The following is a 19,643-nucleotide window of genomic DNA, read 5'->3' as shown; positions in this document are numbered from 1 at the left end:
GCTCAGGCGGGGACCTTGTCGAGGAAGCCCAGGACCCGCTGGATCCTGCCGTCCTCGGCCAGCTCCGCCACGTCGAACCCGACCACGATCGGCTCACCGCCGGGCGCGCCGAGGTGCCAGGTGAAGCGGGCCACGTTGTGGTGGGTCTCGAACACCTCGCCCGGGGTGAAGACCATGCCGGGGAACATCCCCTGCGCCCCGGCGATCACCGCGGCGATCGCCTCATGGCCGGTGACGGCGGCCAGCGGGTCGGGGTAGGCGCCGTCCTCGGCCCACAGCCCGGCGACGGCCTTGGCGCGGGCATCGGCGTCGGTCTCGTTCCAGGCGGCCACATAACGCTCGACCAGGTTTTCCATGATGTCTCTTCCTCTCCCGGATTAGCGGCGGGCCTTGCGCAGGCCCATGATCTGCAGTTCGGCCAGCAGGCCGACCACCAGCGCCTGGGCGATGGCCCACACGGCACCGATCGTGGTGAACTCCACCAGCCCGAACACCACGGCGGCCACGCTGGCCAGCGTCCAGGCGATGTTGATGGCGACGACGGCCTTGGTGCCGCCGAGGCTGATCTCGCGCCGGGTGCCCAGGACGGCCACGGCGGCGCCGTACGCGAGCAAGAAGGCGCCGAGCGCCCGCAGCATCCCCGAGCCGGGACCCAGGAGATCGCTGAGCAGCGGCGCGGCGACCAGGTAGGCCAGGCCGTTGGCGCCGGTGACGAGGGCGTCGGCGACGAGCACGGTGCGCAGGAACCTGGTCCGGTCTGCGGTGACGGGTACGGCGGTCATCTCGGTTCTCCTCACGGTGGTTTCCGATGGCGGTTGTTTCCGACACACGAACCGTGTCATCGGGGGCATAGCCGGTGCGATTACGCGCCAGGTAATGGAGGCGGCTATGCACCCCCTGACCTGCGGCGACTTCTCGGGAGAAATCGGGAAAGCGGCCCGCGGCGCCGTCCGCCTCGTTACTGTCTCTTTGCAATCAAGCGAACACGAGGAGTGAGTCGATGGATCTGCTGGCCCGCGCGCGGGAGCTCAAGCCCGAGCTGGTGCACTACGCGACGTCCGGCAGGTTCCAGCGCGAGCTGACCGCCGTGCTCGACCGCTTCTACGCCGGCGGGCAGCCGCAGGACGAGGCGAACGCCTTCCTGCCGGTCGACTACTTCGTGCACCAGCACGAGCTCGGCGGCGGCGGCACGGTCGTCGACCGGTTCGTGGAGGAGCACCCGGGCCTCGACGCGGCCGACCGCGAACTGCTGCTCAGCTGGAAGGACGTGGTCGAGGGCGTCTTCGAGGTGACCGGGTTCGACGGCCCGGCGCTCATCCTGTTCAACCACGTGGACGAGCTGACCTACCGCACGCTGTCCAACCTGGGCGAGGAGGCGTTCGCGCCGCTGGCCGAGGGCATGTTCGTGGTCGGCAGGCTCATCCCGCTCGGCCGCGACCGGCTGATCAGCGCCACCCCGTCGGTGCACACCGCGCAGGCGCGCGAGCGGCTGATCGCGGCGGCCGCGCACGTGGCGCTGGAGAATCCGGCCGCCGCCTACCGCAATCCCGGCCTGCTGGCCGCGGCCCGGCGTACGCAGGCCGAGCAGCGCCGCTGCTTCATCGCCTACTTCGGCTCCGACCAGGTCGTGGTGGCGGGCACGGAGGTGGCGGAGAAGATGCGGGGCTATCTCGGCTACCAGGCCGAACGGCTCGGCGGGCGGGTCAACGCGGAGATCCCCGAGCACGTGTCGCGGGCCGGGAGCGTCGCCCTGATCTTCGACGAGACCGACGGCCTGGGCTACTACGCCGAGTTCGCCCGGCTGGCCGAGATCTTCGACCGGCCCGGCCTGGTCGTCCGGCGCGAGGGCCGTGACCTGGTGACCTCCTACCTCAAGGGTGACGCGGTCTCACCGGTGCCGATCGTCCGCCTGGCCGAGCGCGACCACGCCAAGGCCGGGGAGCTGTTCGCCGGGCTGCTGGGCCGGCCCGGCTTCCTGTGGGAGCGCAGCGGGCAGGCGCTGCTGCGCACGCACAAGCCCGGCTACTTCGACGGCCCGCGCCTGCCCACGGTCGTGCCGCCCACGCGCGCGGTCGCCGAGCACGCCGGCGGCTGAGCGTCGTAGGCTGCGGGGCGTGCGGCTGACGATGAGACGCCTGAACCGGGCGACGCTGGCCCGGCAACTGCTCCTGCGGCGTGAACGCCTGCCCGCGGCCGAGGGAGTGCGCCGGGTCGTCGCGCTGCAGGCCCAGGAGGCGGCCTCGCCGTACCTGGCGCTGTGGAACAGGCTGGAGGGGTTCGACCCGGCGGATCTCGACGCCGCCTTCGCCACCCATGAGGTGGTCAAGTCCACGCTGATGCGCATCACCCTGCACGCCGTCCACGCCGGCGACTACCCGGCCTTCCACAACGCGATGGTGGCGAGCCTGCGCGCGGCCCGCCTGGGGGACCGGCGCTTCACCGGGGCGGGGCTGAGCGTCGCCGACGCCGACGCGTTGCTGCCCCACCTGCTGGAGTTCGCGGCCGGGCCGCGAACCAAGGCCGAGATCGAGGAGCTGATCCGCGAGCGGCTGGGCGCGCACCAGCCGCGCATGTGGTGGGCGCTGCGCACGTTCGCGCCGCTGCACCACGTCCCGACCGGCGGCCCCTGGTCGTTCGGCGCGCGGGGCGCCTTCACCGTGACCCGCCTGCCGCGGAGGGGCCATGACGAGCGGCAGGAGTCGGTACGCCACCTGGTCCACCGCTATCTGGAGGCGTTCGGACCGGCGTCGGTGGCCGACATCGCCCAGTTCAGCCTGCTGACCAGGCCGGTGCTGCGCGAGGCGGTGACCGGCTTCGCCCAGCTCGAAGGACCGGACGGCACCCTCCTGTACGACGTGCCGGACGGCCCCATCCCGGAGGAGGACACCCCGGCGCCGCCCAGGCTGCTGCCCATGTGGGACAGCGTCCTGCTGGCCTACGCCGACCGCAGCCGGGTGATCCCGCCGGATCTCCGGCGCCTGGTCACCCGCCAGAACGGCGACGTCCTGCCCACCCTGCTGGTCGACGGGCAGGTCGCCGGAGTCTGGCGGCCCGCCGGCGGCGGCATCGAGGCGAGCGCCTTCCGGCCGCTGTCCGAGCGGGATTGGGCGGGACTGGCGGCCGAGGCCCGGTCGCTGGTGAAGTTCCTGGCCGCCCGCGACCCCGCCGTCTACCGCCGCTACGCCCACTGGTGGGACAAGCTCCCGCAGGCGGAGGTACGCCTGCTACCCGCCTAGGACCTCGCGCCGCAGGTGCGTCTTGAGGATCTTGCCGCCGGGGTTGCGGGGCAGTTCGTCGTCGCGGAACCAGAAGTGGGCCGGGATCTTGAACTTGGCGATGCGCTCGGCCAGGAACGAGCGGACCTCCTCGGCGGTGGTCGCGGTGCCCGGCCTGAGACGCAGCACGGCGCCGACCTCCTCGCCCAGCTCGTCGTGGGGCACGCCGATGACCGCCGCGTCGTCCACGGCCGGGTGCTCGAAGAGCGCGGACTCGACCTCGGCGCAGTAGACGTTCTCCCCGCCCCTGATGACCATGTCCTTGGCCCGGTCGACGATGTAGACGAAGCCCTCCTCGTCGATCCTGGCCAGGTCGCCGGTGTGGAGCCAGCCGCCGACGAAGGTCTCGGCGGTGGCCTGCGGCTTGTTCCAGTAGCCCATGATGACGTTGGGCCCGCGTACGCACAGCTCGCCGACCTCGCCCGCGGCCAGCACCTGGCCCATCGGGTCGACGACCCTGACGTCCACGACCGCGGAGGGCAGGCCGATGCTGTCGGGCCTGGCCTGGTAGTCGGGGCCGCCGTTGCCGACGGCCAGCGCGGTGGTCTCGGTCATGCCGTAGCCGTTGGAGGCCGAGCGCTCGGGCATGTTCTCGTTGATGCGCTCCAGCAGCTTGGGCGGGGCGGGGGCGCCGCCGTAGCCGAGCGTGGTCAGCGAGGACAGGTCGCGCTTGCCGAAGTCGGCGTGGGACATCAGCTGCCACGCGTTGGTCGGTACGCCGATCATCGCGGTGACCTTCTCGCGCTCGATGAGCTGCAGGGCCTGCCCGGCGTCCCACTTGTACATGAGCACGAGGCCGCCGCCGGTGAACATGGTCGTGGTCAGCGCGGAGAAGCATCCCGTCACGTGGAACAGCGGCACCGTCAGCAGCGTCACCCTGCGCACGCCCGCCGCGGCGCCGATGTCCTTCCCGGCCAGCGCGACCGCGCGCAGCAGCCCGTAGGCGACGGTCATCGGCGACTGGCCCAGGTTGCGGTGACTGCCGAGCGCGCCCTTGGGCCGCCCGGTCGTGCCGGAGGTGTAGAAGATCGTGGCCGGGTCCTCGGGGGCCAGCTCGACGGCGGGCAGCGTGACGCCGGCGGCGACCTCGCCCATGACCTCGTCGAAGGAGCGCGCGCCCGCGGGCGCCTGGCCGCGGGTGACGATCAGCGGGACGCCCGTGCCCGCCAGCCGTACCGCGCGCTCGCCGTCGGCGATGAGCACCTTCGCGCCGGAGTCCTTCACGCCGTAGGCGAGCTCCTGCTCGGTCCACCACGCGTTCAGGGGTACGGCTATCGCCCCGGCGGCCAGCGCCGCCGAGAAGGAGACCACCCATTCCGGGTAGTTGCGCATGGCGATGGCCACCCGGTCGCCCTTGGCCACGCCGTAGTCGGTGACGAGCCGGTTGGCGAGCGTGGCGGCGCGGCGGAAGTGTTCCTCGAAGGTGATGTGCTCGTCCTCGTAGACGAGGAACACCTTCTCCCCGTGGAAGCGGCTCATCTCCAGCAGCGCCCTGAAGTGACCGGGCGCGTGCTTCCACGTACGGACGCCCGTGTCGCCGATCTCCTCGGTCTCGAAGAGCTGGCCGGGGCCGGTGAGCTGGGCCTGGACCTGGGCGTGGCTGATGGTCATGCGCAGAACTCCCGCGTGGCTCGGCGATCCGGATAAATCACAGTACCGACCAGTAGGTACGTGACGCTAGAGCCTTGTTCTGTGAGTAGTTATGCATCAAATGGGTGATTTGTCCGATCTCACCATGTGGACGGTAAGGGCGGTCTCACTTGCATGTTCATCCTCTGTTGTGCATCATCTTTCTAAGCAAGAACATGAGTTACAGTGCATGAACATGCAGGAGGTTCGATGAGGGCGGCGATCGCCGGTGCCAGCGGCTACGCCGGCGGAGAGCTGCTCCGCCTGCTGCTCGGCCACCCCAAGCTGCGGATCGGCGCGCTCACCGCGGCCGCCAGCGCGGGCACCACGCTCGGCGCCCACCAGCCGCACCTGCCCCAGCTCGCCGGCCGGGTCATCGAGGAGACCAGCCCCCAGACCCTCGCCGGCCACGACGTCGTCTTCCTGGCCCTGCCGCATGGCCATTCGGCCGCCGTCGCCGCCGGACTCGGGCCCGACACCATTGTCGTCGACTGCGGCGCCGACCACCGGCTCACCGACCCCGCCGCGTGGCGGGAGTTCTACGGCGGCGCCCACGCGGGAAGCTGGCCGTACGGGCTGCCGGAGCTGCCCGGCCAGCGCGAGGTGCTCAAGGGCGCCCGGCGCATCGCCGTACCCGGCTGCTACCCGACCGCCGTGACCCTCGCCCTGTTCCCCGCCTTCGCCGCCGGTCTGGCCGAACCCGACGTCGTCGTGGTCGCCGCCTCCGGCACCAGCGGCGCCGGCAAGTCGCTCAAGGCGAACCTGCTCGGCAGCGAGGTCATGGGCTCGGTCAGCGCCTACGGCGTCGGCGGCGGCCACCGGCACACCCCCGAAATGGAGCAGACTCTCGGCGCCGTCGCCGGAACCGGGGTCCGGGTCTCCTTCACCCCGACGCTGGCCCCGATGAGCCGCGGCATCCTGGCCACCTGTACGGCTCCCGCCGTACCCGGGCTGACCAAGAAGGCACTGCGCGACGCCTACCACGAGGCGTACGCCACCGAACCGTTCGTGAGCCTGCTGCCGGAGGGCGCCTGGCCCGCCACCGCGATGACCTACGGCGCCAACACCGCCGCCCTGCAGGTGACGCTCGACGAGCGCGCCGGGCGCCTGATCGCCGTCATCGCCATCGACAACCTCACCAAGGGCACCGCCGGAGGCGCGATCCAGAGCGTCAACCTCGCCCTCGGCCTGCCGGAAGAGCTCGGCCTCCCCCTGACAGGAGTTGCTCCATGAGTGTGACCGCCCCGCTCGGCTTCAAGGCCGCAGGTATCGCCGCGGGCATCAAGGCCAGCGGCAACCGCGACCTGGCCCTCGTCGTCAACGAAGGACCCTCGCGCGCCGCCGCGGGCGTCTTCACCGCCAACCGCGTGAAGGCCGCCCCCGTGCTCTGGTCGCAGCAGGTCCTGCGCGGCGGCCGGGTCCGGGCGGTCGTGCTCAACTCCGGCGGCGCCAACGCCTGCACCGGCCCCGAGGGATTCCAGGACACCCACGCCACCGCGGAGCAGGTGGCCGCCTCGCTCCAGGACTCCGCGGGCGAGATCGCGGTCTGCTCGACCGGCCTGATCGGCGAGCGGCTGCCCATGGACGCACTGCTCGGCGGCGTCGAGACGGCCGCCGAGCAGCTCTCCCGCGACGGCGGCCTGGCCGCCGCCGACGCCATCAGGACGACCGACACCGTCTCGAAGATCTCCTTCAAGCGCGGCGAGGGCTACATGGTCGGCGGCATGGCCAAGGGCGCCGGGATGCTCGCCCCGGCCCTGGCCACCATGCTCGTCGTGCTGACCACCGACGCCGACCTGACCAGCGAGGAGCTCGACGCGGTCCTGCGCAAGGCCACCGCGAAGACCTTCGACCGGCTCGACGCCGACGGCTGCATGTCGACCAACGACACCGTGCTCCTGCTCGCCTCCGGCGCCGCCGGGGTGAAGCCGGCGCTGGCGGAGTTCGAGGAGAAGGTCACCGAGGTCTGCGCGGACCTGGCCAGGCAGCTGCTCGTGGACGCCGAGGGCGCCTCCAAGGCGATCGCCATCGAGGTGGTCGGCGCCGCCTCCGAGGACGACGCGGTCAAGGTCGGCCGGACCGTCGCCCGCTCCAACCTCCTCAAGTGCGCCATCCACGGCGAGGACCCCAACTGGGGCCGCGTCCTGGCCGCGGTCGGCACCACCGACGCCGTCTTCGAGCCCGAGCGCCTCAACGTCGCCATCAACGGCGTGTGGATCTGCCGGGGCGGCGCCGTCGGCGACGACCGCGACAAGGTCGACATGCGCCCCCGCGACGTCACCATCACCATCGACCTGTCGGCGGGCACCAACTCGGCCACCATCCACACCACCGACCTGACCGCGGACTACGTCCACGAGAACTCGGCCTACTCCTCATGAGGTCGGCCTCCGCGCTCACGAAAGCGGCCACGCTGATCGAGGCGCTGCCCTGGCTGGCCCGCTTCCAGGGCGCCACCGTCGTCATCAAGTACGGTGGCAACGCCATGACCGAAGAGTCGCTCAAGGCGGGATTCGCCGAGGACATCGTCTTCCTGCGCTACGCCGGTCTCAAGCCGGTCGTCGTCCACGGCGGCGGCCCGCAGATCAGCAAGGCGCTCGACCTGCACGGGATCGAGTCGACCTTCACCGCCGGGCTGCGCGTGACCTCGCCCGAGGCCATGGAGGTCGTCAGGATGGTCCTGGTCGGCCAGGTCAACCGCGAGGTCGTCGGCCTGGTCAACCGGCACGGCCCGTTCGCCGTCGGGCTGTCGGGCGAGGACGCCAACCTGTTCACCGCCGAGCGCAAGCACGCCATCGTCGACGGCGAGAAGCTCGACATCGGCCAGGTCGGCGAGATCGTCCACGTCGACCCCGGCGCCCTGCGCACGCTCATAGACGACGGCCGCATCCCGGTCGTCTCCAGCATCGCCCGCGGCGAGGACGGCCAGATCTACAACGTCAACGCCGACACCGCCGCCGCCGCGCTGGCCGTGGCGCTCAAGGCCGAGAAGCTCATCGTCCTGACCGACGTCGAAGGCCTGTACGCCAACTGGCCCGACGACAGCGACGTCATCGGCAAGCTCAAGGCCGCCGAACTCGAAGAGCTGATGCCCACCCTGTCCAGCGGCATGGTGCCCAAGATGGGCGCCTGCCTGACCGCGGTCCAGGGCGGCGTCAACCACGCCCACGTCCTCGACGGCCGCGTCCCGCACTCCCTGCTGCTAGAGATCTTCACCGACGAAGGAATCGGAACCATGGTGATGCCCTGATGAGCCTGTTCGAGAGGTTCGAGAAGTCGTTCATGCCGAACTACGGCACCCCGCCGGTCGCCCTGGTCCGCGGCGAGGGCAGCGCGGTGTGGGACGTCGACGGCAGGCGCTACCTCGACTTCATCGGCGGCATCGCGGTCAGCTCGCTCGGCCACGCCCACCCCGCGCTGGTCGAGGCGGTCTCCCGGCAGGTGGCCACGCTGGCCCACACCTCCAACCTGTTCGTGCACGAGCCCGAGGTCCTGCTCGCCGAGAAGCTGCTCGGCCTGCTCAAGGAACCGGCCAAGATCTTCCTGGCCAACTCCGGCACCGAGGCCAACGAGGCCGCGTACAAGCTCGCGCTCAAGTACGGCCGGCGCGAAGGCCGCCGCTACTTCGTCGCCGCCGAGAACGGTTTCCACGGCCGCACCATCGGCTCCCTGTCGCTGACCGGCAAGAAGGCCATCCGCGACCAGTTCGGCCCGTTCCCGGTCGAGGTCAGGTTCGTCCCCTACGGCGACGCCGAGGCCCTGCGCGAGGAGGTCGGCGGCGAGTGCGTCGCGGTCTTCCTGGAGCCCACCCAGGGTGAGGCCGGCGTCGTCCCGCCGCCGGACGGCTACTTCCAGGCCGTCAGGGAGATCTGCGACTCCACCGGCGCGCTCATGGTCGCCGACGAGATCCAGTCGGCGATCGGACGCACCGGCCACTGGTTCGCCCACCAGGCCGACGGCGTCGTCCCCGACATCCTCACGCTGGCCAAGGGCCTGGGCGGCGGGCTGCCGATCGGCGCCTGCGTCGGCTTCGGCGAGGCCGGCACGCTGTTCGCCAAGGGCGACCACGGCTCGACGTTCGGTGGCAACCCGGTCTCGTGCGCGGCGGCGCTGGCCGTACTGGAGAACGTGGATCTCGAACACGTGCAGAAGGTCGCCGTGCAGCTGCGCACCGGCCTGGAGGGGATCGAGCACCCGCTGCTGAAGGGCGTGCGCGGCCGCGGCCTGTGGCTGGGCGCCGTCCTCACCTCCGACGTCTCGGCCGCCGTGCAGCAGGCCGCCGCCGACGCGGGGTTCCTGATCAACGCCCTGCAGCCCGACGCGGTACGGCTCGCGCCCCCGCTGGTGGTCACCGACTCCGAGGTGCAGTCCTTCGTGGACGCCTTCCCCAAGATCCTCACCGAGGCCGCACCATGACCACGCGACACTTCCTCAAGGACGACGACCTGAGCCCGGCCGAACAGGCCGAGGTGCTGGAACTGGCCGCCGCGATGAAGAAGGACCGTTACGGCTACCGCCCCTTCGAGGGGCCCAAGACCGTCGCCGTCCTGTTCGACAAGCCCTCGACCAGGACCCGCGTCTCCTTCGCCGTCGGCGTCGGCGAGCTGGGCGGCCTGCCACTGGTCATCGACGGCGGCGCCTCCCAGATGGGCCGCGGCGAGCCCATCGAGGACAGCGCCCGCGTCCTGGAGCGCCAGTGCGCCGCCATCGTCTGGCGCACCGCGGGCCAGGAGCGCATCGAGGCGATGGCCGAGGGCACCACGGTCCCGGTCGTCAACGCGCTGACCGACGAGTACCACCCCTGCCAGATCCTCGCCGACCTGCAGACCGTCCGTGAGCGCTTCGGCACCACGAAGGGCCTGACCCTCACCTACGTCGGCGACGGCGCCAACAACATGGCCCACTCCTACCTGCTGGGCGGCGCCACCGCCGGCATGCACGTACGTGTCGGCGCCCCGAACGGCTACCAGCCGGACGCCGTCATCCTCGACCGGGCCGCCGCCATCGCCGCCCGGACCGGCGGCTCGGTGGTCTCGCTGAGCGACCCGGCCGCCGCAGTCCGGGGCGCGCACGTGATCGCCACCGACACCTGGGTCTCCATGGGCCAGGACGGCAAGGAGGAGCGCGTCGCCGCGCTCATGCCCTTCCAGGTCAACGCCGAACTGCTGGCCCACGCCGCGGGCGACGCGATCGTGCTGCACTGCCTGCCCGCCTACCGGGGCTACGAGATCACCGCCGACGTGCTCGACGGCCCGAAGAGCGCCGTGTGGGACCAGGCGGAGAACCGGCTGCACGCCCAGAAGGCGCTGCTGCACTGGCTGGTGAACAACTGACATGACCATCCCGATGACCAAGGTCGCCCGCCAGGCGAAGATCACCGAGCTGCTCCAGCGGCAGGCGGTCCGCTCGCAGCCCGAGCTGGCCAAACTGCTGGCCGAGAGCGGCGTCGAGGTCACCCAGGCGACGCTCTCGCGCGACCTCGACGAGCTGGGGGCGCTCAAGTTGCGTGCAGAGGACGGTTCCCTGGTGTACGCGCTGCCCGGCGAGGGCGGCGGCCGCATCCCGCTGGCCAGGCTCGGCACCGGCGAGACGCCGGCCGCCAGGCTCCACCGCATCGCCGAGGAGCTCCTGGTCTCGGCCGAGGCCAGCGCGAACCTGGTCATCGTGAAGACCCCGCCCGGCGCGGCCCAGTTCCTCGCCTCGGCGATCGACCACGCCGACTGGGAGTCGATCCTCGGCTGCGTGGCCGGGGACGACACCGTCCTCGTCATCGCCCGCGACCCGCAGGGCGGCGCCGGCGTCGCGCAGTCGCTGCTGAAGGTGGCCGACCGACGAAGCTAGCCCGCTTGACCGCGGGCCCTTCGCGCCACCATCAGTCACCGAATCGGAGAAACCACCATGACCGAGAGAGTAGTTCTCGCATATTCCGGCGGCCTCGACACCTCCGTCGCCATCCCGTACCTCGCCGAGAAGATGAACGCCGAGGTGATCGCCGTCGCGGTCGACCTCGGCCAGGGCGGCGAGGACATGGACGTCATCCAGAAGCGGGCCATCGACTGCGGCGCGGCCGAGTCCGTCGTGGTCGACGCCAAGGAGGAGTTCGCCGCCGACTTCTGCCTGCCCGCGCTGCGCGCCAACGCCCTCTACATGGACCGCTATCCGCTGGTCTCCGCGCTCTCGCGCCCGCTCATCGTCAAGCACCTGGTGAGCGCCGCCCAGCGCTTCAACGGCACGATCGTCTCCCACGGCTGCACCGGCAAGGGCAACGACCAGGTCCGCTTCGAGGCCGGCCTCGCCGCCCTCGCCCCGGACCTGCGCGTCGTCGCGCCCGCCCGCGACTTCGCCTGGACCCGCGACAAGGCCATCGAGTACGCCGAGTCGAAGAACCTGCCGATCGAGACCAGCAAGAAGAACCCGTTCTCCATCGACCAGAACCTGTGGGGCCGCGCCGTCGAGACCGGCTTCCTGGAGGACATCTGGAACGGCCCCACCGAGGACGTCTACTCCTACACCGCCGACCCGGCCCAGCCGCGCGCGGCCGACGAGGTCGTCATCACGTTCGAGGCGGGCGTGCCGGTCAGGCTCGACGGGCGGGCGCTGACGCCGTACCAGATCGTCGCGGAGATGAACGCGCGCGCCGGCGCGCAGGGCGTGGGCCGCATCGACATGGTCGAGGACCGGCTCGTCGGCATCAAGTCGCGCGAGGTCTACGAGGCGCCCGGCGCCCTCGCGCTCATCGCCGCGCACATGGAGCTGGAGAACGTCACCGTCGAGCGGGACCTGGCGCGCTTCAAGCGGGGCGTGGACCAGCGCTGGAGCGAACTCGTCTACGACGGCCTGTGGTTCTCGCCGCTCAAGGACGCCCTGGAGTCGCTCATCGACGACGCACAGAAGTACGTCACCGGCGACATCCGGATGACGCTGCACGCCGGCAAGGCCGTGGTCACCGGCCGGCGTTCGGAGAAGTCGCTGTACGACTTCTCCCTGGCCACCTACGACACCGGCGACACCTTCGACCAGTCCCTGGCCAAGGGGTTCGTCCAGCTGTTCTCGCTGCCCGCGAAGATCGCGGCCGCCCGGGACGCCGAGCGGGCCTGAGGTGCACTATGGTCGCGGAGGACTTCGCTGTGGAGATTGAGGAGCTGACGGTGAGTGATGGTAAGCCGATGAGGCTGTGGGGCGGACGCTTCGAAGGTGGTCCGGCCGACGCGCTGACCCGGCTGTCGGTGAGCGTGCACTTCGACTGGCGGCTCGTGCCGTACGACCTGGCCGCGTCCAGGGCGCACGCGCGGGTCCTGCACAAGGCGGGGCTGCTCACGCAGGACGAGCTCGAGCGCATGATCGGCGCGATCGACGACCTGGAGCGCGCCTGCAAGTCGGGCGAGTTCCGGCCGACCGTCGCCGACGAGGACGTGCACACCGCCCTGGAGCGCGGCCTGCTGGAACGGCTCGGCGCCCTCGGCGGCAAGCTGCGCGCCGGACGCTCGCGCAACGACCAGATCGCCACCGACCTGCGGCTCTACCTGCGCGACCACGCGCGCACGATCGTCTTCAGGCTCGTGGAGCTGGAGACGGCGCTCATGGCGCAGGCCGAGCAGCACGCCGAGACCGCCGCCCCGGGCATGACGCACCTGCAGCACGCCCAGCCGGTCTCCTTCGGCCACCAGCTGCTCGCCCACGTGCACGCCTTCGCCCGCGACATCGACCGCCTCACCGACTGGGACAAGCGCGCCGCCGTCTCCCCGCTCGGCGCCGGAGCCCTGGCCGGCTCCTCGCTCCCGCTCGACCCCGAGGCGGTCGCCGACGAGCTCGGCTTCTCCTCCGCCGCCCCCAACTCGATGGACGCCGTCGCCGAGCGCGACTTCGCCGCCGAGTTCCTCTTCGACGCGGCCATGATCGGCATGCACCTGTCGCGGCTGGGCGAGGAGATCGTCCTGTGGGCCTCGCAGGAGTTCCGCTGGATCGAGATGGACGACGCCTACTCCACCGGCTCCTCGATCATGCCGCAGAAGAAGAACCCCGACGTGGCGGAGCTGGCCCGCGGCAAGTCCGGCCGCCTGATCGGCAACCTCGTCTCCCTTCTGACCGTGCTGAAGGGCTTGCCGCTCACCTACAACCGCGACCTGCAGGAGGACAAGGAGCCGGTCTTCGACTCCGTCGACACGCTCCTGCTCGTACTGCCCGCGATGGCCGGGCTCGTGGCCACCATGCGGGTCAACACCGCCCGGCTGCAGGCCACCGCCTCCGACGGCTTCGCCCTGGCCACCGACCTGGCCGAGCTGCTGGTCCGCAAGGGCGTCGCGTTCCGCGAGGCGCACGAGGCCGTCGGCCACCTGGTCGTCTACTGCCAGGTCAACGACGTCGAGCTCGGTGACGTCAGCGACGAGGACCTGCTCAAGGTCTCGCCGCACCTGACCCCCGACGTGCGCGACGTCCTCAGCGTCCCCGGCGCCCTGGCCGCCCGCAAGGCGCCCGGCGGCACCGCGCCCGACCGGGTGCGCGACCAGCTCGTCGCGCTGCGGGAGGCGGTCGACGCGCAGGCGGCATGGGCGGCCGGATCCTGAAGCCGCTGCCGCGCTCCTTCTTCGACCGGCCCTCCCACGAGGTCGCGCCCGACCTGCTCGGGCGCGTCCTCGTGCACGGCCCCGTCTCCCTGCGCCTGACCGAGGTCGAGGCGTACGGCGGGCCGGGCGAGGACCCGGCGGCCCACACCTACCGCGGCAAGACGCCGCGCAACGCGGTCATGTTCGGCCCGCCCGGCCACCTGTACGTGTACTTCACCTACGGCATGCACTACTGCGCCAACCTGGTCTGCCTGCCGGAGGAGCACGGCTCGGCGGTGCTGCTGCGCGCAGGCGAGATCGTGGACGGCATGGAGATCTCGCGAGCCCGGCGCGGCGCCACCGGCCCGGCCGCCAGGCGGATGCCCGACCGCGACCTCGCGCGCGGCCCCGCCCGGCTCGCGGTCGCGCTCGGCCTGCACCGCGAGCACAACGGGCGCGACGCGATCCGCACCGGATCCGGCACCCTCGCCGTGCTGGCGGGCGAACCGCCCGATCGCACCCTCGTCCGGTCAGGGCCCCGCACCGGGATCTCCACCGCCAAAGAGGTGCCGTGGCGGTTCTGGATCGACGGCGACCCGACCGTCTCGCCCTACAAGGCTCACGTCCCCCGGCGGCGCAGCGCGGCGGCCACCTCGGTGGGGGAGGCGCCCAGCTCGTGAGGGCTGAAGATGTGCAGGCCGTCGCCGGTGTCGATCTCCAGCATCTCGCTGCGCAGGCCGAACCGGGTGCGCACATCCACCTTGACGTCCTGGATCCGCTCCCACGGCACGTGCCGGTGGCCGGCGTAGCCGTGGACGACGGTGATGCCGCTCTCGTCGGCGCGCAGCCGTACCGGGACCAGGAGATCGCGCAGCGCCATGGCGCCGACCAGCAGTGTCGCGGGGACGGCGAGGATCACCCCGCGGGTGTCTCCCGCCAGCCACCAGTACACGGCGAGAGCCGCACACACGACAGCCCCTAGGATCTTGAGAGCGGCCAGCTCGCGACGGACCTTCCACATGGAGACCGAGCGTATCCAAGTGGCGCTCATCCGTATGGATCGGGCAGGCTGGGACCGACATCCACTACCCGGAAAGCCGAGATCGTGACCGACATTCTCGATGACCTCGCCTGGCGCGGCCTGATCGCGCAGTCCACCGACCTCGACGCCCTGCGCGCGTCGCTGGCGACCGGTCCGATCACGGCCTATTGCGGGTTCGACCCGACCGCGCCCTCCCTGCACGTGGGCAACCTGGTTCCGCTGTTCACGCTGGCCAGGATCCAGCAGGCGGGCCACCGGGCGATCGGCCTGGTCGGCGGCGCCACCGGCCTGATCGGCGACCCGGGAGGGCGCAGCACCGAGCGGGCGCTCAACCCGGCCGAGGTCGTGGCCGAGTGGGTGGCGAAGATCCGGGTGCAGGTGGAGCGCTTCCTCGACCTGTCCGACGAGGCGCGCGGCGTCATGGTCAGCAACCTCGACTGGACGGCCGAGCTGTCGGCGATCGACTTCCTGCGCGACGTGGGCAAGCACTTCCCGGTCAACCGCATGCTGGCGCGCGAGGTGGTCGCCGCCCGCCTGGCCGGTGAGGGGCTCAGCTACACCGAGTTCAGCTACCAGCTGCTGCAGTCCAACGACTACCTGGAGCTCTACCGCCGTTTCGGCTGCACGCTGCAGCTCGGCGGCAGCGACCAGTGGGGCAACATCACCGCGGGCGTCGACTTCATCAGGCGGGTCGAGGGCTCGCACGTGCACGCCCTGACCGTGCCGCTGATCACCAAGGCCGACGGCACCAAGTTCGGCAAGACGGCCGGCGGCGCGGTGTGGCTCAACCCCGAGATGACCTCGCCGTACGCCTTCTACCAGTTCTGGCTCAACTCCGACGACCGCGACATCGTGAAGTTCCTCAAGATCTTCAGCTTCCGCGGGCGCGAGGAGATCGAGGAGCTGGAGAAGTCCGTCGCCGAGCGGCCCTTCGCCCGCGAGGCGCAGCGGGCGCTGGCAGAGGAGTTCACCACGCTGCTGCACGGGGCCGGGGAACTGGTCAAGGTGCAGGCGGCGTCCAAGGCGCTGTTCGGGCAGGGCTCGCTGGAGGAGCTCGACGCGGCCACCCTCGGCTCGGCGCTGGCGGAGGTGCCCAAGGCGGCCGTGCCGGCGCTCGGGGCCCCGTTCATCGACCTGCTGGCCGAGAGCGGACTGGTGGAGTCGAAGTCGGCGGCGCGGCGCGCGGTCAAGGAGGGCGGCGCGTACCTCAACAACGTGAAGATCACCGACGAGGCGTACGTGCCCGAGGCCAAGGATCTGCTGCAGGGGCGCTTCCTGGTGCTGCGCCGCGGCAAGAAGTCGATCGGCGGCGTCGAGGTCGGCTGAACGCGGGCGGGCCCTTCCTTCGCGGAAGGGCCCGCCTTTCGCCGCGTCTAGTGCCGGCCCTCCTCGGGCTCGTCGGCGTTGAGCGGGGCGAGCTGGTCGGCCGGCGTCTGCCCGTTCGGGCGGGTACGCTCCCCGCGCGCCAATACCGCCGTGTCCGGGTAGTCCGTGACGAACGCGTCCACGCCCAGCTCGATGTGCGCCCGGTACTCCGCCAGCGCGTCACCGTGCTCGGTCGGCACGCTCCCGCGCCGTAGCTGCAGCGGCAGGTACTGGTTCTCGCTCCGGAACGTGTAGACGCCGATCTTGAGCCCGGCCTTGTGCGCGTCGGAGACGAGCGAGGTGGGCGCGCCGGTGCTGCCGTCGGGGTTCAGGGGGATGGCCGAGGACTTGTCCGGGCCGATCCACTGCGCGTAGCCGGCGATCTTCGCCAGTCCCTCGGGCTTCATCATGTCGGCGTAGGTGGTCGGGTCGCCCGCCGCCTTCAGGTCGTACGGCTGGCCCGTCGTCCCCAGCGCCTGCCACAACGGCACCCGCAGCGCGCCGGCCACCCGCTTCAGGCTCGACGGCTCGAACGACTGCACCACCACGGGCCCGCGGGGCCGGTTCAGACCGTTGCGCCGGACCGTCTCGATCAGCTTCTCCTCCAGCGGCAGGCCGATCGAGCGGAAATAGGTCGGATGCTTGGTCTCGGGGAAGACGCCGACCTCCCGGTCGTACCTCTTGGAGAGCTTCTTCGCCAGGTCGAGCACCTCCTGGAAGGTCATGACCTGGTAGTAGCCGTTGTAGACGGTGTTGCGCTGGCGGACGGCCGGCAGCCGTTCCACGGCGCGCAGCGTCTTGAGCTCGGCCAGCGTGAAGTCCTCGGTGAACCAGCCGGTGACGTTGCGCCCGTCGACGACCTTGGTGGTCCTGCGCCCGGCGAACTCCGGCCGTGCCGAGACGTCGGTGGTGCCGGAGATCTCGTTCTCGTGCCGCACGACCAGCACGTGATCCTTGGTCGGCACCAGGTCGGGCTCGATCCAGTCCGCGCCCATGGCCACCGCCAGCTCGTAGCTGCCCTGGGTGTGCTCGGGGCGGTGCCCGGCCGAGCCACGGTGGCCGATGACGACGACCTGCGAACGCTCCGGACGGTGGTCGGCGGCGGTGGCCGCGCTCGCTTCCGCTCCGGTGAAAGGGGTCAGGACGGCGAGCGTGGTCGCTGCGATCTTTCGCACGTGGAACTCCCTGCGGCGCCATCGCCGGAGACTCTCACCGGTCGATCACCGCGGCGATTATGGTAAGGACCGAAACCACCGATTGTGCCAACAATCGCGAAACTTCCGGTGACTTCGCGCCCTTCAGTCCCATGGCACGTGCCGCGGGCTGCGCGGCCTCGAAGAGCTGGAACGGCGCGTCGCGCCGGTCGGGCGCGAGTTCAACGGTGTTCAGCGACGCGTGAACAGTGCGACGGTGATGCCGGGGATCTCGGCCGAATGCCAGACGGTGGCCTGTTCGAAGCCCGCCGCCCGTACCGCCGCGATCCGCGGGAGTTTCGCCGTCTTCGCCCCGCGCCACAACATCCAGACGCGTTCGCGCCCTTCCAGCGCGGCGGTGACGTCGTCGCGCTCGGGCCAGGCGAAGCCGTGCGCCTCCGGCTCCCGCGAGGCCAGGAGCACGTCGTCGGGCAGGGGCTTGGTGGCGTAGTAGAGGACGCCCTTGCGTTCGGAGCTCTGGCCGTAGACGAGGGCGTCGCCGGGCCGCGTCTTGATCCTGGCGAGGGCTCCGGGGAAGTCGGCGTACCGCCCGTTGTAGTCGCGCACGTCCAGATGCGCCGGTACGGCCAGCGCGATCGTCACCCCGGCCAGCACGGCGCCCGCGACGACGGGCAGGCGCGGCACACTGGCCGCGGCCAGGCCAGCCAGGAGGGCCAGCGCCGGAGTGGTGACAAAGAGGTAGCGGTCGACGTACACAGGTGTCACCAGATGGGAGACCGCCAGCAACAGGACCGGCGGCAGCACCAGCCAGGCCAGCAGCGCGGGGCTCTCCTTCAGGCGCCAGGTCAGTCCCGCCCCGAGCAGGGCGACCGCGAACAGCAGCAGGCCGACCTCCATCGAGTCCGCCGCCATCTTGGGGAACTTCAGCAGCACGTCGGGGCCGCGTTGCGGGATCCAGCTGATCGCGTGGCGCTCGCCGTACCCGATCAGGCCGAGGGCGACGGCGGGCAGGCCGCCTATGGCGAGCGCCGCCAGCATGCGCGACCAGGTCGCGCCGCGCGCGAGCAGCAGATGCGCGGGCAGCGTGAGCACGGCGAACAGATGGGTGCAGCAGACCAGGGCGACCGCCCCGCCGTAAAGGACCCAGCGGCCGGTACGGCGCGGCTCCTCGATCGCCCGGTGCAGTGCCCAGAAGGCGAAGACCACCGCGGCGGCGGCGAACGCGTACGAGCGGGCGAAGGCGCCGTAATAGGACACGGAGGGTAGCGCCGTGAAGATCACCGCGGCCGTCACGCCCGCGGTCATGCCGTGCAGGCGGCGGCCCAGATCGGTCAGGAACCAGGCGGCGACGCCGATGGCCAGCGCCGAGGGGAGGCGCAGCCACAGCTCCGCCGTGCCGAGCTTCACCCACAGGTGCATGAAGACGTAGTACGGCAGGAAATGGCCGTCGATGTGCTGCGACAGCTCCCACAATCCGGAGATGGAGCGTCTGGCCGCGCTGACCGTGGCGAGTTCGTCGCCGTTGAGCGAGGCGACTCCGGAGCCGGACAGCGCCACCGCGGCTGCCAGTGCGGCCATCGGCCAGGGGAGCCAGGCGTACGAACGGGTCGCCGGCGGGGCTGGGCGGATGATCGTGGCAGTCACCGGGGAAGAATACGCTCGAAAGATGAGCGATGTGATTCTGTTCGACCTATATGGGGTTATCGCCCGCACGCAGACTGAGCAGGCGCGCGAGCGGCTCGTGGAACTCGCGGGGGTGCCGGGGGAGCGGTTCTGGGCGGCCTACTGGGATTGCCGGCCGGACTACGACGCGGGACTCGGCAGCGCGGCGTACTGGGAGAACGTGGCCGCGCGCCTCGGGACCACCTTCGCCGACGTGCCCGCGCTGACCGCCGCGGACCTGGAGAGCTGGTCGCAGTCCGACCCCGAGATGGTGGCGCTGGTGAACAAACTGGCCGACGAGGGCCGCACGCTCGGCCTGCTGTCGAACATCATCGAGGACCTGGTGCCGGTGTGGGAGCGCACCGACTGGCTGCGGCGGTTCGCCGCACGGACCTTCTCGTGCCGGATCGGCGTGGCCAAGCCGGACCCGCGTGCCTACGAGGTCGCGGCCGGGCAGCTCGGGGTGCCCATGGAGCGGATCCTGTTCCTCGACGACAGCGAGGCGAACGTGCGGGCGGCGCGGGAGGTGGGGATGGGGGCCGAGGTGTTCACGTCGGCCGCGCAGGTCAGGAAGCTGGTCGGCGCCGCGCCGACGTGGTGATTTGACGTCAGGCCGATCGCGACCTAGTCTTTGTTTTCGCCCCGGGAGCGATCCGGACGCCATGTCAGGCGGACGGGCCCCAGGGCACAAGCCCCTTGAGACTCCGTCTCGGGTACGCGTAGAGCCACCGGAAAACTCCGTTGATTCGACACGCCCATGATGGCACGGTACGTTTTTGAGGGTTTCTTGCTGCTCGGAATTTGTGAAACGTCGAATTCTTCGGATTTGACAGGACGCAGACCGGGTGAAACTATAGAAATACGAAATGAACGCCGAGAACGCGTCCGTTTCTTGAGAACTCAACAGTGTGTTAAAAGCCAGTGCATGAAGTATTTCATGCAACACCTCGTCTGGAATATGATGAGTTTTTGC

At 70.9% G+C, this 19,643-nt stretch carries 19 protein-coding genes; 13 read left to right on the top strand and 6 right to left on the bottom strand.

Annotation, left to right across the window (positions count from 1 at the left end):
* Positions 1-2: 2 nt before the first annotated feature.
* Both ACFWYW_RS57450 and ACFWYW_RS57445 read right to left on the bottom strand, forming a co-directional pair.
* On the bottom strand, positions 3-356 hold the full coding sequence (locus ACFWYW_RS57450; protein WP_379641429.1) for a nuclear transport factor 2 family protein: 354 nt from the start codon (positions 354-356) through the stop codon (positions 3-5).
* 21 nt (positions 357-377) lie between these two features.
* On the bottom strand, positions 378-782 hold the full coding sequence (locus tag ACFWYW_RS57445) for a hypothetical protein (protein ID WP_379628247.1): 405 nt from the start codon (positions 780-782) through the stop codon (positions 378-380).
* A gap of 218 nt (positions 783-1,000) precedes the next feature.
* On the opposite strand from ACFWYW_RS57445, the gene ACFWYW_RS57440 reads away from it, so the two are divergent.
* On the top strand, positions 1,001-2,095 hold the full coding sequence (locus tag ACFWYW_RS57440) for a hypothetical protein (protein ID WP_379628245.1): 1,095 nt from the start codon (positions 1,001-1,003) through the stop codon (positions 2,093-2,095).
* 19 nt (positions 2,096-2,114) lie between these two features.
* On the top strand, positions 2,115-3,236 hold the full coding sequence (locus tag ACFWYW_RS57435; protein WP_379641427.1) for a winged helix DNA-binding domain-containing protein: 1,122 nt from the start codon (positions 2,115-2,117) through the stop codon (positions 3,234-3,236).
* Here ACFWYW_RS57435 and ACFWYW_RS57430 read toward each other — a convergent pair.
* Positions 3,225-4,886, bottom strand: coding sequence for a class I adenylate-forming enzyme family protein (locus tag ACFWYW_RS57430; protein ID WP_379627471.1), 1,662 nt, complete (start codon positions 4,884-4,886; stop codon positions 3,225-3,227). The genes ACFWYW_RS57435 and ACFWYW_RS57430 overlap by 12 nt on opposite strands.
* 228 nt (positions 4,887-5,114) lie before the next feature.
* Here ACFWYW_RS57430 and argC point away from each other — a divergent pair, with 228 nt between their 5' ends.
* The 9 genes from argC to ACFWYW_RS57385 are packed head-to-tail and all read left to right on the top strand — an operon-like array spanning position 5,115 to position 14,127.
* Positions 5,115-6,137 (top strand): N-acetyl-gamma-glutamyl-phosphate reductase, encoded by a 1,023-nt coding sequence (argC, locus tag ACFWYW_RS57425; RefSeq protein ID WP_379627469.1) that lies wholly within the window; start codon positions 5,115-5,117, stop codon positions 6,135-6,137.
* Positions 6,134-7,285 carry a bifunctional glutamate N-acetyltransferase/amino-acid acetyltransferase ArgJ gene (gene argJ, locus ACFWYW_RS57420; protein ID WP_379641426.1) on the top strand — a complete coding sequence of 384 codons (1,152 nt, stop codon included), beginning with the start codon at positions 6,134-6,136 and terminating at the stop codon, positions 7,283-7,285. Before argC ends, argJ begins: the two co-directional genes overlap by 4 nt.
* Entirely contained in the window at positions 7,282-8,154 is an 873-nt protein-coding gene (gene argB, locus ACFWYW_RS57415; protein ID WP_379627465.1) for an acetylglutamate kinase, read from the top strand. Before argJ ends, argB begins: the two co-directional genes overlap by 4 nt.
* Complete coding sequence (locus ACFWYW_RS57410) at positions 8,154-9,320, top strand: acetylornithine transaminase (protein WP_379627463.1); 1,167 nt, start codon at positions 8,154-8,156, stop codon at positions 9,318-9,320. Before argB ends, ACFWYW_RS57410 begins: the two co-directional genes overlap by 1 nt.
* Positions 9,317-10,237: an ornithine carbamoyltransferase gene (gene argF / locus ACFWYW_RS57405; RefSeq protein WP_379627461.1), complete on the top strand. Its 921-nt coding sequence runs from the start codon at positions 9,317-9,319 to the stop codon at positions 10,235-10,237. Before ACFWYW_RS57410 ends, argF begins: the two co-directional genes overlap by 4 nt.
* A gap of 1 nt (position 10,238) precedes the next feature.
* Entirely contained in the window at positions 10,239-10,745 is a 507-nt protein-coding gene (locus tag ACFWYW_RS57400; protein ID WP_379627459.1) for an arginine repressor, read from the top strand.
* A 57-nt stretch (positions 10,746-10,802) separates the two neighbouring features.
* Positions 10,803-12,002, top strand: coding sequence for an argininosuccinate synthase (locus ACFWYW_RS57395; RefSeq protein WP_379627457.1), 1,200 nt, complete (start codon positions 10,803-10,805; stop codon positions 12,000-12,002).
* 8 nt (positions 12,003-12,010) lie between these two features.
* A complete protein-coding gene (gene argH / locus ACFWYW_RS57390) occupies positions 12,011-13,468 on the top strand; it encodes an argininosuccinate lyase (protein WP_379627455.1) in 1,458 nt (485 codons plus the stop codon).
* A complete protein-coding gene (locus ACFWYW_RS57385) occupies positions 13,450-14,127 on the top strand; it encodes a DNA-3-methyladenine glycosylase (RefSeq protein ID WP_379627453.1) in 678 nt (225 codons plus the stop codon). Before argH ends, ACFWYW_RS57385 begins: the two co-directional genes overlap by 19 nt.
* Here the strand turns inward: ACFWYW_RS57385 and ACFWYW_RS57380 are convergent.
* Entirely contained in the window at positions 14,067-14,468 is a 402-nt protein-coding gene (locus ACFWYW_RS57380; protein ID WP_379627451.1) for a PH domain-containing protein, read from the bottom strand. The genes ACFWYW_RS57385 and ACFWYW_RS57380 overlap by 61 nt on opposite strands.
* An 84-nt stretch (positions 14,469-14,552) precedes the next feature.
* On the opposite strand from ACFWYW_RS57380, the gene tyrS reads away from it, so the two are divergent.
* Complete coding sequence (tyrS, locus tag ACFWYW_RS57375) at positions 14,553-15,815, top strand: tyrosine--tRNA ligase (protein WP_379627449.1); 1,263 nt, start codon at positions 14,553-14,555, stop codon at positions 15,813-15,815.
* A 47-nt stretch (positions 15,816-15,862) separates the two neighbouring features.
* Here tyrS and ACFWYW_RS57370 read toward each other — a convergent pair whose 3' ends face one another.
* Entirely contained in the window at positions 15,863-17,029 is a 1,167-nt protein-coding gene (locus tag ACFWYW_RS57370; RefSeq protein WP_379627447.1) for a glycerophosphodiester phosphodiesterase, read from the bottom strand.
* Between the two features lie 210 nt (positions 17,030-17,239).
* A complete protein-coding gene (locus ACFWYW_RS57365) occupies positions 17,240-18,652 on the bottom strand; it encodes a glycosyltransferase family 39 protein (RefSeq protein WP_379627445.1) in 1,413 nt (470 codons plus the stop codon).
* A gap of 22 nt (positions 18,653-18,674) precedes the next feature.
* On the opposite strand from ACFWYW_RS57365, the gene ACFWYW_RS57360 reads away from it, so the two are divergent.
* Positions 18,675-19,271, top strand: coding sequence for an HAD family hydrolase (locus ACFWYW_RS57360; RefSeq protein ID WP_379627443.1), 597 nt, complete (start codon positions 18,675-18,677; stop codon positions 19,269-19,271).
* Positions 19,272-19,643: the final 372 nt, after the last annotated feature.

Origin of the sequence: Nonomuraea sp. NPDC059023, from assembly GCF_042740095.1 — a bacterium.
Classification (GTDB): domain Bacteria; phylum Actinomycetota; class Actinomycetes; order Streptosporangiales; family Streptosporangiaceae; genus Nonomuraea.
Note: the sequence above shows the minus strand (reverse complement) of the source record. Positions and strands in the feature narration are given on the sequence as shown.